At 38.1% G+C, this 15,448-nt stretch carries 7 protein-coding genes; 5 read left to right on the top strand and 2 right to left on the bottom strand.

Translation table 11 applies throughout. The annotated features are described in order from the left end of the window. Positions 1–719: 719 nt before the first annotated feature. From AN486_RS02220 to AN486_RS02205, 4 genes are all read left to right on the top strand, one after another. Positions 720–956: a HetP family heterocyst commitment protein gene (locus AN486_RS02220; RefSeq protein ID WP_039200363.1), complete on the top strand. Its 237-nt coding sequence runs from the start codon at positions 720–722 to the stop codon at positions 954–956. Positions 957–1,660: 704 nt separating this feature from the next. Then, positions 1,661–5,254: a pyruvate:ferredoxin (flavodoxin) oxidoreductase gene (gene nifJ, locus AN486_RS02215; RefSeq protein WP_290599083.1), complete on the top strand. Its 3,594-nt coding sequence runs from the start codon at positions 1,661–1,663 to the stop codon at positions 5,252–5,254. A 287-nt stretch (positions 5,255–5,541) separates the two neighbouring features. Beyond that, a complete protein-coding gene (locus AN486_RS02210) occupies positions 5,542–6,561 on the top strand; it encodes a dihydroorotate dehydrogenase-like protein (RefSeq protein ID WP_290599029.1) in 1,020 nt (339 codons plus the stop codon). 40 nt (positions 6,562–6,601) lie between these two features. Beyond that, positions 6,602–7,663, top strand: coding sequence for an ATP-dependent 6-phosphofructokinase (locus AN486_RS02205; protein WP_053537697.1), 1,062 nt, complete (start codon positions 6,602–6,604; stop codon positions 7,661–7,663). 94 nt (positions 7,664–7,757) lie between these two features. On the opposite strand, the gene AN486_RS02200 is transcribed toward AN486_RS02205, so the two are convergent. Both AN486_RS02200 and AN486_RS02195 read right to left on the bottom strand, forming a co-directional pair. After that, complete coding sequence (locus AN486_RS02200; protein WP_027403642.1) at positions 7,758–7,961, bottom strand: hypothetical protein; 204 nt, start codon at positions 7,959–7,961, stop codon at positions 7,758–7,760. Positions 7,962–8,135: 174 nt separating this feature from the next. After that, positions 8,136–11,291 carry a PAS domain S-box protein gene (locus tag AN486_RS02195; RefSeq protein ID WP_290599024.1) on the bottom strand — a complete coding sequence of 1,052 codons (3,156 nt, stop codon included), beginning with the start codon at positions 11,289–11,291 and terminating at the stop codon, positions 8,136–8,138. A gap of 1,173 nt (positions 11,292–12,464) precedes the next feature. On the opposite strand from AN486_RS02195, the gene AN486_RS02190 reads away from it, so the two are divergent. Next, a complete protein-coding gene (locus AN486_RS02190) occupies positions 12,465–15,053 on the top strand; it encodes a substrate-binding domain-containing protein (protein WP_168635407.1) in 2,589 nt (862 codons plus the stop codon). Positions 15,054–15,448: the final 395 nt, after the last annotated feature.

Genomic DNA, 15,448 nt, shown 5'->3' with positions numbered 1-15,448 from the left:
AACCGATATTTTCTGTAGTATTTATATAAACAAAGTGCCAATTTGGCTCACTAGTTACGGGAAACATAGTATTCTGCATATAATAGTGTCACAAGGAGTATTTACAAAACCATAGACAGGAAATATCTCAATGTTGTATGACTATTTAAATAGTGTCATAATACGAATATCTGTATTTCCTATTTTTTACCAAATAACCAACCTGGGCATACAATGCTAGAAATTTACCTGTATTTTTACTAACACAAGGGTAATGTGTTCAGTGATTTTTTCAATTTATACACTCAAAAATTACAGGATTTAATCTATTTAGATTACAAATTGCCAATGAGATATCACTAATTGAATGGATAGCACTGCTCACTAAACCTCACAGAAAATTAATAAAATTCTCCTATAACCACAAATAACATTGATATTTAATCGGTAAGTTATCGCTATACTCGAATTTAGATATCGAAGTTATTCACCAAGAGAATTAAATCCTGTGCATATCATCTGTATATATTGCTGTGATTGCCCAAATATCCCCTTGATTTCTCCCTATTATTCGGAATTTAGGAGATCAAAAGTCAGGACTTAAAAGGCTTGTCAAATCAGGAGTAGAACTCCTAAACTTGACTATAAAAGTCTGATTAGTTTGGACTAAAAAGATTGTCTGTTCTGAATATTTACGAATTATTAACTTTCAATCCTACAAGATTAGATCAGGGTTAGTTATGAACTATCAAGCTTCTTCTGCTCAGAACGATTTTCATAGTGCCATCACTCCCGAACAGTTCAATCATATCATTGAAGCTATTGCTGATGGACGGTATTCTTGGGCTTGTGTGCTGATTTTACGTTGTATTGATTACAATCCAATTCACTATATCCCTCAACGGACTTACAGCCGATTAATTAAAGAAAACCGTCAAGGTTCTGGAACAGCTAGTAAACCAAAAGCAGATATTTGAGTCTTTTGTGAATAGTCATATTTACAAAGATTCATGTCAATTACTAAGAGGATGTTTGAAAAGTATCAGAATTAATCGAGATCCCCCCAACCCCCCTTACAAAGGGGGGCTAAATTCCTCAAAGTCCCCCTTTTTAAGGGGGATTTAGGGGGATCTGCGGGTGTCAGATCCCACACGAAAAAGTTTTCAAACAACCTCTAAGCCAAAAGGTAGAGTAACTCAGCAGAAAGTTATTCCCTAAAACTAATAAGAGACTTCCAAGAAATAAATTATCCTAAGAAACGAACCACAGAGGCACAGAGTACACAGAGAGAGAATTTCTGCATCAGTTTTGGGACATTTTTTTATTTGGAAGTCTCTAATTTGGGATTTTGTTCCTATCTAGCCCCATGCTACATTTAGTATGGGGAGATTTTTCAAGAACTATCCTATAATTATTGGGGTTGCTGAATTGAGGTATGAAATTCCCAAATTGAACCTTTAAAACTCTTACGTTTGCCTTTGCGTGAGACTAAAATTCATACCCTTAATCAGCAACGCCTAATTATTGAATGATCTACAGCAGATTACAGATTAATGAGGTAGAGGATTTAAGTTCAAAGCCAGACAGCAAGCTAGTTTTACTCCTGAATCCTGACTGGGCGCAGGGCCTGCGCCCCTACCTCCTGACTGTATGTTTTGGTAGTTATTTAAGGTTAAGGAATATAAAAATGAAAACCTTTGCAACTATAGATGGTAATGAAGCTGTGGCTAAAGTCGTTTACCAATTAAACGAAGTTATTGCCATTTACCCGATTACACCATCTTCACCGATGGCGGAATGGTCTGATACTTGGATGAGTGAGGGAAAACCGAACATCTGGGGAACTGTTCCTGCGGTGGTACAGTTGCAGAGTGAAGGGGGGGTTGCGGGTGCTGTACATGGGGCTTTACAAACGGGTTCACTGACAACCACATTTACAGCATCTCAGGGGTTAATGTTGATGCTACCAAATATGTACAAAATTGCCGGTGAACTTACACCTACAGTATTTCATATTGCGGCGCGATCGCTTGCAGCCCAGGCTTTATCCATTTTTGGAGATCATAGTGATGTCATGGCCGCAAGAACTACTGGTTTTGCCATGTTGTGTGCTGCTTCTGTGCAAGAAGCCCATGATTTTGCCCTAATTTCCACAAAAGCAACTTTATTATCTCGTATTCCTTACTTACACTTTTTTGATGGGTTTCGCACTTCCCACGAAGTCAATAAAATAGAAATATTAACAACTGAAGACTTACAAAAATTTATTCCTTTAGACTTAGTAATTGCCCATCGTTCACGGGCTTTAACACCTGATAACCCGGTATTACGAGGAACGGCGCAAAACCCTGATGTTTATTTTCAAGCTAGAGAAACAGTAAACTCTTTTTATCTCGCTTGTCCAGATATTACTCAACAGGTAATGGATGAATTTGCCGCAATGACGGGGAGACAATATCAACTATTTGATTATCATGGACATTTAGAAGCAGAAAAAATAATTATTCTCATGGGTTCTGGTTGCGAAACAGTTCATGAAACCGTAGATTATCTCAATCAACAAGGTGAAAAAGTGGGAATTATCAAAGTTAGATTATATCGTCCCTTTGACACCCAAAGATTTATTAATTCTCTGCCCAAAACAACCCGAATAATTGCCGTTTTAGATAGAACAAAAGAACCAGGGGCAATTGGTGAACCTTTATATATAGATGTAGTTACAGCTTTGGCAGAAAACCAACTTCACAAAATTAAAGTTGTGGGAGGTAGATATGGTTTATCATCTAAAGAATTTACACCAGCAATGGTAAAAGCGGTATTTGATAATTTAGATGTGGAGAAACCAAAAAATCATTTTACTGTGGGGATTAATGATGATGTTACTCATAACAGTTTAACATATAATCCCGAATTTAATATAGAAGCCGACAATATAGTTAGGGCAATTTTCTACGGTTTGGGTGCAGATGGTACAGTGGGGGCAAATAAAAACTCAATTAAAATTATTGGGGAAGAAACAGATAATTATGCCCAAGGTTATTTTGTTTACGATTCTAAAAAGTCTGGTTCTGTGACAGTCTCTCATTTGCGCTTTGGTTCTGAACCAATTCATTCTACTTATTTAATTACTAAAGCTAATTTTGTCGCTTGTCACCAATGGGACTTTGTAGAACAATTCTCGATATTAAAAGATATTATTCCTGGTGGGACATTCTTATTAAATTCACATTATCACAAAGATGAAGTTTGGGATAAATTACCTTTGACAATGCAAACAGAGATAATTAACAAAAATCTCAAATTCTATGTCATTAATGCCTATAAAGTCGCCCGTGAAGCGGGAATGGGTGGACATATTAACACAGTTATGCAGGTTTGTTTCTTTGCTGTTTCTGGTGTTTTACCAAGGGAAGAAGCTATAGATCAAATTAAAAAATCTATCTGTAAAGCCTACAGTAAAAAAGGCGAAGAAATCGTACAAATGAATATTCAAGCCGTTGATAAAACCTTGGAAAATCTCTATGAAATTACAGCTAAAGAACTGTCACCTGTCACCTGTCACCTGTCACCTATTCTCAATAATGCACCTGCATTTGTCCGCGATGTATTAGGGAAAATGATAGTCCGTGAAGGTGATGATTTACCTGTGAGTGCATTACCTGTAGATGGTACATATCCCACAGGAACATCTAAATGGGAAAAACGCAATATTGCTGAAGAAATTCCGGTTTGGGATGCTGACGTTTGTATTCAATGTGGTAAATGTGTGATGGTGTGTCCCCATAGTGTCATTCGCGCTAAAGTATATGCACCAGAAGAATTAGAAAATGCCCCAACAACTTTTAAAAGTGTCAATGCAAAAGAACATGATTGGCATGATTTAAAATTTACCATTCAAGTAGCAGCAGAAGATTGTACAGGTTGCGGTATTTGTGTTGATGTTTGTCCCGCCAAAAATAAAGCCGAACCGCGCAAAAAAGCCATTAATATGGCAGCACAAAAACCATTGCGAGAACAAGAACGAGAAAACTGGGATTTCTTCTTAAATCTTCCTAACCCAGATAGACGGAATTTAAAGTTAAATCATATTAATCAACAACAGATGCAAGAACCATTATTTGAGTTTTCTGGTGCTTGTGCTGGATGTGGAGAAACACCTTATATTAAACTTGTAACACAATTATTTGGCGATCGCATGATCGTTGCCAACGCCACCGGTTGTTCCTCTATCTATGGTGGTAACTTACCCACCACACCTTGGACAAAAAACGCCGCAGGTAGGGGTCCAGCATGGTCTAACAGTCTATTTGAAGATAACGCCGAATTTGGCTTAGGTTTCCGCGTTTCCATAGATAAACAAGCCGAATTTGCCGCTTATTTACTCCAACAACTTGCACCCCACATAGGTGAAACCTTAGTCTCAGAAATCCTCAACGCTGAACAAAAAGACGAATCCGATATTTACTCTCAACGAGAACGAATTGCTATTCTCAAAGGAAAATTAAAAGAAATTATCACCGCAGATGAACACAGATTAACGCAGATGAAAGAGGATTCTATCAGCGTTTATCTGCGTTTATCTGCGTTCAAAAATCTTCAATCCCTCGTTGATTATTTAGTGAAAAAAAGCGTTTGGATCATTGGTGGTGATGGTTGGGCTTATGATATTGGTTATGGTGGATTAGATCATGTAATCGCTAGTGGACGCAACATTAATATTCTCGTCTTAGACACAGAAGTTTACTCTAATACTGGCGGTCAAATGTCCAAATCTACCCCTAAAGGTGCAGTGGCAAAATTCGCAGCAGGTGGTAAACCTACAACCAAGAAAGACTTAGGTTTAATCGCTATGACCTACGGTAATGTTTATGTTGCTAGTGTAGCAATGGGCGCAAAAGATGAACAAACCCTGAAAACTTTCTTAGAAGCCGAAGCTTACGAAGGTCCATCATTAATTATTGCCTACAGTCATTGTATTGCTCACGGTATCAACATGAGTACAGCCATGCAAAATCAAAAAGCTGCTGTAGACTCTGGACGCTGGTTATTATATCGCTATCACCCCGACCGCATTAAACAGGGAGAAAACCCCTTACAACTCGATTCTCGCACCCCTCACATACCAATAGAAAATTCCATGTACATGGAAAACCGTTTCAAAATGTTAACCAAAATTAACTCAGAAACAGCAAAAGAACTCCTCAAAGAAGCCCAACTCGATGTTAACACCCGTTGGCAAATGTACCAATATTTAGCCGCCAGGAAATTACAATAAAGCTAAATTACGAGTCATACCGTTTCTTTGTGAAAATGCGCCAAATTTTTTGAGATTTTCTGTCTCTGTGTCCTCTGTGCCTCTGTGGTTCATTTAAGTAGGTGAACACAATAAAACCAAACTGTGTAAAGAAACGTAAAATCGCCCAAACCCTCTTCACTCTTGCCTCTTGCCTCTTGCCTTTTGCCTTGCCATAACGACAATTTTCAACGCCAACCTACTTATCTTAATTGAATTAATATCAGGAGTCAGGAGACAGAAAGAAAAAATTACCCATTACCAAATTTATGAACTTAACTACCACATATTTAGGTTTAGAATTAAAATCTCCCCTAATTCCCTCCGCGTCTCCACTTTCCGAAGACATTGATAATATTAAATTAATGGAAGATGCAGGTGCAGGTGCTGTTGTTATGCACTCGCTATTTGAAGAACAATTAACTTTAGAAGAATCCGCACTTTATCATCATTTAAGCCATGGTACAGAAAGTTTTGCAGAAGCTTTAACCTATTTCCCAAATATTGCTAAATTCCGAGTCGGAGCAGAAGAATATTTAGACCATATTCGCAAAGCTAAGGAAAAAGTGGATATTCCTATTATTGCTAGTTTGAATGGTTGTTCCGTCGGTGGTTGGACTAAATATGGTAAACTCATGCAAGAAGCAGGAGCATCAGCACTAGAATTAAATATTTACTATGTTCCCACTAACCCAGATTTAAGTAGTCATGATATCGAGCAAAATTATCTTGATATTCTCACATCTGTTAAAGCCGCCGTTACTATTCCTGTAGCCGTAAAACTCAGTCCTTACTTTACTAATACTGCAAATATCGCTAAACGTTTAGATCATGCCGGGGCTGATGGATTAGTATTATTTAATCGGTTTTATCAACCAGATATTAATTTAGAAAATTTAGAAGTCGAACCTCATGTACTTTTAAGTACCCCCCAAGCCATGCGTTTACCCCTGCGCTGGATAGCCATTCTCTATGGTCATATTCAGGGTAGTTTGGCTGCAACTAGCGGTATTCATAATGCCTATGATGTGATCAAAATGTTAATGGTGGGAGCAAATATAACTATGTTGTGTTCTGTATTATTACGAGAGGGAATTAACCATATTCAGTGTTTAGAAAAAGACCTACGGGAATGGATGAAAATACATGAATATGAATCTGTCAAGCAAATGCAAGGTACTATGAGCCAGTTAAAATGTCCTAATCCTAGTGCTTTTGAACGCGCTCAATATATGAAAGCTTTGCAAACCTATAACCCGGATTCGGGTAGAGTTTATACACCATCTTAGTCCTGACTCCTGACTGGGCGCAGACCCTGCGCCCCTACTTATGAAAAAACGTATCGGTATTCTTACCAGTGGTGGTGATTGTCCTGGGCTAAATTGTGTGATTCGCGCGGCTGTGAGTCATGCCACACGGACTTATGATTGGCAGGTAGTGGGTATCCCTTACGCCACCCAAGGGTTGCTAGAACGGAAAACAGTGCCGTTAAGTATACATGGTTGGGATTTACGCGGCATTGACCCTTTGCTAAATATGGGGGGAACGGTTTTAGGTAGTATTAATAAAGGAGATACTTTAGCTCATGCTGATGAAATATTAGCCGGCTATGAAGCGATCGCTTTAGATGCTTTAATTATTGTCGGTGGAGATGGTAGTTTAGATATTATTCATCAACTATCAGTTTTAGGTAATTGGAATTTAATTGCTATCCCCAAAACCATTGATCATGATGTCGCCTTTACAGAACGTGCAATCGGCTTTGATACGGCAGTTAATACCATTGTTGATGCCATTAACCGACTCATATTTACCGCTGCTAGTCATGACCGGGTAATGATTATCGAAGTTATGGGACGCAACGCTGGACACTTGGCTTTACACTCAGGAATTGCCGGCGGCGCTGATGTGATTTTAATTCCCGAAGTCCCCTATACTATTCAAGGAATATGTAATCATCTGACCGAATTACGCGAACAGTGGCAAAAAAAATTCGCCATTATAGTTGTTGCTGAAGGTATATCTGTTTGTACAGAAGATGCCAATAATCCTTCTACTTGCACAACTGCTAAATGTGGTCAAGGTCAATATATTGCCGAAAAAATTGCCAATTGTAGTCATCACCTGATTGATACCAGAGTTTCTGTATTAGGACATATTCAGCGCGGCGGTATCCCCTCAGCTTTAGACCGTCTCACAGCTACCATGTTTGGTAAAGTTGCCATTGATTTAATTGCCCAAAATCAATATGATCAAATGTTAGCTTGGCAAAATGGAAAGGTTGTCACTTTCCCCATTCAAGCCGTGATAGATAATAATCCCTCTCTTGTTAATCCTCAAGGTGATTTAGTCCAAACCGCTCGGTCTTTAGGTATATATATTGGTGAATAAGGTGACAGGTAATGGGTAATGGGTAATGGGTAATGGGTAATAGAAAGATAAATAATCTCCCCAACTCCCCCAACTCCCCCCACTCCCTTACGTATTACTCAACTTCAGCGAGCGCTTCTAAATGAAAAGCCACATTTTTCAGTGCCATTTCAATTTCGTTACTATAAGAAAGACTTCTCCATCTTGGTGTTGTGGCATAGTCTAAGGCATTTGTATCCAAGTATTCTGCAAAAATTACCAGTTTTTCGGGGTCTGTTGGGGCTGTTGCCAACTTTGCTAAAAATTCTTGAGGTGTCATAGATTTGCCAGGAAAGAATAAAAGTCTCATGAATCGGTCAATTCTATGAGCATAAGTGCTACTATCCCTAAAAATCTGTTCAAAATACTCAAATATTGGTAATTGGTAATTTTTTTTCATTTCTCCTGACTGGGCTGACTGGGCGCAGTCCCTGCGCCCCTACCTCCTGACTCCTCACTTCAGTACATAACTCAATGTTTCCAGTAATTCTTGATTAGTGTAGGGTTTTAATAAAATCGCAGGAACTTGATTTTCATTACTTGGTTCCAGCATATTTTGGATATTACGTCCACTACAAGCAATTATTTTGACTTGAGGATTGATTTTTTTCAAATTGGAGATAGCAGAACTTCCATCCATTTCTGGCATCATCATATCCATCAACACTGCTCTAATTTGCTGTTTGTACCGTGCATAAATAGCGATCGCCTCCATCCCATTTTTAGCAGTAATAGTTTGATAATTGTAACTTTCTAAAATATTTTTCGTAACTTCCAGCACTTGGGGTTCATCATCTACCACCAAAATTAACTCTCCCCGTCCTGGATACATTTCCCCATAATCCGGTTCTAAAGCGATAACTTCCTGATTTACCGATGGTAAAAATACTTTAAATTTACTGCCTTTCCCCACTTCACTATCAACATTAATAAAACCCTTGTGACTTTTAATCGTTCCTAGCACTGTTGATAGTCCTAATCCTGTTCCCTTGCCAATATCCTTAGTAGTAAAAAATGGCTCAAATATTCTTTCTAATATTTCCGGTGGCATCCCCGTCCCCGTATCTTCCACGGTAATCACAATATAATTTCCCACACCAGCATAATGATTTATCCGTCTCATCTCTTCACTAATATACAAATTTTCCGCAGAAATAGACAGATTGCCACCATTAGGCATAGCATGACCAGCATTAACCATTAAGTTAATTAATACCTGTTCCAGTTCATTCTTATCCCCAGATACCGTCCATAATTTTGGCGGGAGATCGGTGAAAAATATGATAGATTGAGGAAAAGAAAATGTTTCCTTAGCCATCTGAATAGTATCCCTAATCAAATCACTAATCTGAATAATTGTATATTGAATCTCTACTCCCTTAGCAAAAGATAAAAGTTGTCTTACCAAAGCTGCCCCTTTTTTAGCATTATTCTCAATAGTTGTTAGCATTGGCAAACAATTATCTTTATCTAACAAAGGTTTACTTCTAAGCAATTGAGCATATCCTAAAATCGGTGTTAAATGATTATTGATATTGTGAGCAATCCCACCAGCTAAAGTCCCAATACTTTCCATTCTTTTAGCATGAATTTCCATCTGTTGAGCGCGGGAAAACTGCTCTTCTAGTCTTTTCTTTTCAGTAATATCAGTATCTACCGTGAGAATAGATTTAGGTTGTCCATCACCATCTAACATCAATGTCCAACGGCTTTGAACAATAATTAGTTGATTCGATTGTGTACGTTTGCGTAATTCACCCTGCCAACTTCCCAATCTCACTACAGTTTGCAGAGGAATTATCTCTTGCTCATGGGAAGTTGAATCATAAAAAATATCCTTGGGATTCTTGTCTAAAACCTCCTGACTTTTCCACCCATATATCTTCTCTGCACCCTGATTCCAAAAAAGAATCTGGGCTTGAAAATCACGGACAAAAATTCCATCAGTTGCAATATCTAAAAGGGCAGCTTGTTCAGAGATTTGCTGTTCAGTTGCCTTCCGTTCAGAAATATCTCTAGTAGTACCAATCATCCGCATCGGTTCACCATTTTCATTACAGTAAACTTTTCCCCTAGAAATCAACCAATTTAGACTACTATCACCACCAACTATCCGATACTCACAGACAAAATCAACTTTTTTCTCAATAGAGGTACTCACACATTTTTGAAACCGCTCACGGTCTTCAGGATAGACTAACTTGAGAAAGTCTTCACAATTAGGAGATAGAGTATCAATAGGTAAACCATACATTAAACCCAAATTAGGAGACCAGAGAGTTTTATTGGTTTGGATATGCCAATCCCAGATTCCAATTTTACCTGCTTCCAGTGCCAATGTGAGTCGGGCTTCACTTTCTTGTAAGGAATCTTGAATCTCTTCTCGTTCCACGATTTCCTGTTGCAATCGCTCATTAGCAATCACTAATTCTGCCGTGCGTTCTTTTACCCTGGTTTCCAAAACATCGCTATTTTGACGGAGCGCTGCTTCTAATTTTTGGCGTTCACGCAGTGCAGCTTGCTGTTCGCTAATATCAGTTATTGACCACAATAACCCGGTTCTTTTACCTTCACTATCAGATATAGGATTTACTCTGACACTAGCAGAAAATAGCGAACCTTTGCGAGACTGGAAATCTATTTCCCATTCCTGTATATGCTGTATTTTTTTTAACTGGGCTACGAACTGAAAGCGGTGTTTTGCAACAATAAACACCACTAATGGCTTGCCAATCAGATAATTTTGACGTACAGATAATAGGGATGCTGCTCCATAATTAGCTTGCTGAATTATACCTAAACTATCAGTTACTAAATAACCATTAGGTGCAAATTCAAATAGATTTTGATAACGCTGCCGTTCTGCTTCAGTAATTTCACGAGAATAGATCAATTGTTCATTTTGTTGCCGCAGTTCTTCTTCTGCAATTTGCAGTTCTTCTAAGGTTTCCTGAAGTTGCAGATTAATTTCTACACTATCAGCAACCTCTTCTTTCACCCATTGTTGTAAATAATTATAAGTTTGCCAGCGAATTACTTCTAATTCTTGATTAATTGCTGTGTGTTTTGTATTAGAATCTCCGAGATTTTCCTGTAATGCCTCAATCACACCCACTATTTTTTCTATATTTAAGCTTTGTAATAAGTCTTTTTCATGGACAATACCAATTAAGTTGTCTTCGTCATCTACTATAGGTAAATGTTGAATATCATGCTGATTTAAAAGTGCCAACACGGTTAAAATATGCTCAGAATCTGATTTTTTGAGGGTAATTGGTGGCTGATTCATCACATCCGCCATTTTCACTGCTGATAGGTTAGTATTTGAGGCAACTACCCTTAGTACATCCTTAATCGTCAAAATTCCTTGTAATTTCTTGCCCTCTACCACCAAAACATAGTCTTTTGCCTCTTGGGTTAAATGACTAACTGCAACCTGATTCATCAATTTAATAGCATCCATTACATAACTATCATGACCAATAGTTACAGGAGAATAATCAATAATTTGATGTAAACTAGGTAAATCAATTAACTTCTCATTCAGTCCATCAACTAATGGGTTTAATGGTTTTGTCTGATCAATAGATACTTCTGCAACTAATTTCATATCAGTAAAACTATGGTAATAAGGGGTTAATTTATACATTAAAGACTTTTCAAACAACCTTTAAGGGACTTCCAGGAAATAAATTATCCCAATAAATAAATGAACAAACGAACCACAGAGGCACAGAGAACACAGAGAGAGAAGAAATAGGGAGGGTTTTTGCGTTAGTTTTGGGACATTTTTTTATTTGGAAGTCTCTAAGAGTAAGCCACAAAATTATGTTCACCTACTTAAGTTGTCTGTGAAGGCAGGGAACAGGGAACAGTTTTAGCTATTTCACAAAACGAAATATATTTTAATTTTTCTCCACCCACTTAATAGGGATAAGTAGGTGAACACAATAAAACCAAACTGTGTAAAGAAATGTAAAATCGCCCAAACCCTCTTCACTCTTGCCTCTTGCCTCTTGCCTTTTGCCTTGCCATAACGACAATTTTCAACGCTCACCTACTTATTGTTTAAATCTTAATCGTATGATCAAATTGTATACTTGAAAATTTATATATAACCAATAAGTCGTGAGACAGAATTAATTACACAATGTCATTGCGTAAGCGTTGCGTGGCGTTAGCCATATGGGACGAAGTGAAATGAAGCAATTCCAAGGGTTGTGATTGCTTCCCTTCGCTCGCAATGACTGTAACCCTACAAATCAAGGCTTTTTCTAATTTGGACAAGGTATTGAGACATATTTTGGAAAATTGGCATTTCTTTTTGTGGAGTTCCTTTGGGGTTATAGCACATCTTTGACTTAGTAGTGATTAGTTACAATAAAACTTTAGTTAAATGTAAAGCGCAATTATAAATACTGTATTCATTGCACCTTCGTCTAGGAGTTTAGATTGAGAATTGCTAAATCCCTGCTGATTCCTCCTGATTACTCCTAATTCCTGTTTTAATTTAATCACTTGTGTTATTACAGATAAAAATAACTCACGCTGTATAATTAACCCATCTTCTCAATCAATACCTTAGCCATTTTCTGTAGGTTGGGTTAAGCCAAAGCGTAACTTAACGCATTTTTTAAGTTTCATGCTATGGCTGGGCAACGCTAAGGCGAACAATTTAACCTACAAATCAAGGCTTTTTCCAATTTGGACAAAGCATTACTCAATCAAATAATATTTTGATTATTGGCGAGTAGTTCATTTATATTAGCTAAATCAGAGATATATGTGGCAACAACAACAAAAAAATCCTGTAATTATCAAACTGGCCTTAGTAATGGCTATAGTTACCAGTCCAATGGTAGCAAATTTCTTAATTTCCCTACCCATCCAAGCAGAATCCAAGAATGAGACTCCAGATTTTCCCCTACCAGAAAAAGTAGAAAATGGGACTGTAGTTAAAGTTGATAGTTCTCGTAACTCCCTACTTGTCAACCAACGCTTAAAAGAAAACTTTGAAACCCAGTTTTCGGGAACTAAAGTAGAAATTGCAATTAACGGCAATGAAGATGCTGTAAAAGCGGTTTTAGATGGTAAAGCTGATCTAGCATCCCTTGGTCGCAAACTCACTCCAGAAGAAAAAGCACAAGGTCTAAAAGAGGTGCTAGTGCGTCAAGAAAAAATTGCCATCATTGTTGGTATGAATAATCCCTTCTATGATGGTTTGACTACTGAGCAATTTGCTAAGATTTTTCGAGGAGAAATTACAGATTGGTCAGAATTGGGAAATGCCAAAGGTAAAATTAGATTTATAGATCGTCCCTTCGATAGTGATACTCGTAATTCCTTTAGTGAGTATTCAGTATTCAAGTCTAGACAAGTATTGACAGGTACTAATGCGGTGCAACTGGTGAAAGACGACACACCTAACATTGTTAAAGAATTAAGTAATGACGGCATTAGCTATGTGTTAGCAAGTCAAATTTCTAAACTACCGGATGTGCGGGTATTAAAAGTACAAGATTTTTTGCCAGATAATTCTAAATATCCTTTTTTCCAGTCTTTTGTTTACGTTTATAAAGAAAATCCCAGTCCTAAAGTTAGAGATTTTCTAGGTTTTGTTTTAGCTAAACCAGGAGAAGAGTCTATAAAAGCGGCTAAAGAAGCAGAAGCAATTGCTATTGCAGCCATATCCATACAAACTATGTCTCTGCCTGTGGCTAATATCTCTACCACCACCCCTTCAGAAATTCCTTTAACAACTCCTTCAGAAATACCTACAGCCACCCCCACAGTAACTCCTTCCGTTTCTCAAAGTCCATCTTTAGTAACACCAACGCCTGAAAAATTAGTTATACCCGAACCTCAAGACGCTAGAAGGGAAATACAGTTGATAAACCTCTTTGATAATCCCTCCATGATTACCAAAAATATGAGGTTTTTATTACTAATGCCTTTATTACTAATTGCGGGATTCAGTAGCTTTTTGCCATTGTGGTTGAGAAGAAGAAAGCGAACAGTTACCAGCAGCGCTTCGCTACCGATTGAAAAAGCACAGACATCCTCAAATCAAGAAAGTGATTCTCTTCCAGAGACAATGTTTACTCGGTCAGATTCAGAAGCATTTGCATCAATATTAAATAGTAATGGGAATAGTAATGGTAATGGACTTAATGGTGCAAATTACCACAAAGATGATGATAACCAGGAAATAACGTCAGTGAGTAATATAGCCATTATAGATGTACCACAGACAACTTACCCCAATAATCAAATTCAGGAAATGTCTGAAATTAATCTTGATCTCAACTATGATGAAGTTGCTTGGGAGACAGAAGACCCTGTTATTGTCGTCAATAGTTACTTTCCACAAATCCCGAATATTCACCACCAGCCAATTAATGCAGATATTTCCAGCAATGAAGTCAGTAATATTCCATTAGAAGCACCAGAAACGCCTGTAATTAAATCTAATCAAAAGATTACATCCTTATCAGAATTACTTGGTATTACCTCCACACCAGTTAAGTCAGATAACAGCATAACAGAAGTTCTCAACCTAACCCAAGCACCTCAACCAGTCAGCCAATCACCACAAACTCAAGATTTATTATCTGATTTATCATCTGACTTGCCATTCGAGTTAGGGGAGGCTTTAAACGCCATTACTAGTGAAATTACCTTCAATACCGCGGAAATAGAAGAAGAGATATATCCTACTCCCTTGCCTCTTCCAGCTACAAATGAAGCTATAGCAATGGAATTAGATGCTGAGATAGAAGCCTGGACTAATATTAATCCCATCAATGCGACTGGAAATACTAGAATTATTTTCACACCCCGCACTCCCAAATGGGCTTACCTATCTTGGTATATTTCTGAAGATCATCAACAAGCATTACACAATCAAGGATTTACCATGTTGGCTATCCGCGTCTATGATGTTACCAATCTTGATCTGAGCTATCAGCGTCCTCAGTTCGATGCACAATACGAATGTGAAACCGCAATCAATGATCGTTATGTACCTATTTCCAAAGGTGAACGGGACTACATGACAGAAATCGGTTATGTGAATCGTGATAATCAGTGGTTGTGTTTAGCGCGTTCTGGAACAGTTCGTATTTTTAGTCGTCCCAGTACAGATTTCTGGGTTATCGTTGATACAGAATTGGTTCTTCATGGTGCTACAGAAGCAGGTGCAAATGTCACTATTGATGGTCAAAAAGTCAAGGTCAATCCTGATGGTACATTTAAGTTAACTGTCCCCTTTGTGGATAATTCAGTTGACTATCATATAATGGCTACTTCTGCTAATAGAGAATATAGGAAAACTATTGATCAGAAGTTTTTCCAAGAACAAAAAGAGGGTTAGAATGTAGGTTGGGTTAAGCGACAGCGCAACCCAACGCATTTGTTGGGTTTCATGCTTCAACCCAACCCTGTATCTTAGAGGTATGTTAGAGGAAGTGGGTGCGATTCGTTGTTAGCTGAATCACGGTAATCAGTCCGTACATAAGCCAACCAACCTAATCCAATCATGGAAAGAGGTTGAACTCTCGGTCGGATATGGGTGTAAGTCCCATCTACCAGACTCAGGTATGACTCCCTATCTGCCCACGATGACCCGACTCGGTATCGGGAGGTCGAAGCTGGAAGACGCAATCAGACATCAGTTGTGGGGTGACACTTGGCGTTAACGGGGAGTTCCTACGGTGAAACAGAGCCTAGAAAAGCAACCTACTCTAAAGCAGGACACAACTCAAAATC

It is taken from the genome of Anabaena sp. AL93, from assembly GCF_001672085.1.
GTDB lineage: Bacteria > Cyanobacteriota > Cyanobacteriia > Cyanobacteriales > Nostocaceae > Dolichospermum > Dolichospermum heterosporum.
This window is presented reverse-complemented; position numbering and strand designations above follow the sequence as displayed.

Excerpts from the sequence above, each read along its gene's own strand:
- AN486_RS02190 (WP_168635407.1), top strand. The coding sequence starts at position 12,465 with ATGTGGCAACAACAACAAAAAAATCCTGTAATTATCAAACTGGCCTTA.
- AN486_RS02200 (WP_027403642.1), bottom strand. The coding sequence starts at position 7,961 with ATGACACCTCAAGAATTTTTAGCAAAGTTGGCAACAGCCCCAACAGAC.
- AN486_RS02195 (WP_290599024.1), bottom strand. The coding sequence starts at position 11,291 with ATGAAATTAGTTGCAGAAGTATCTATTGATCAGACAAAACCATTAAAC.
- AN486_RS02205 (WP_053537697.1), top strand. The coding sequence starts at position 6,602 with ATGAAAAAACGTATCGGTATTCTTACCAGTGGTGGTGATTGTCCTGGG.
- AN486_RS02220 (WP_039200363.1), top strand. The coding sequence starts at position 720 with ATGAACTATCAAGCTTCTTCTGCTCAGAACGATTTTCATAGTGCCATC.
- AN486_RS02210 (WP_290599029.1), top strand. The coding sequence starts at position 5,542 with ATGAACTTAACTACCACATATTTAGGTTTAGAATTAAAATCTCCCCTA.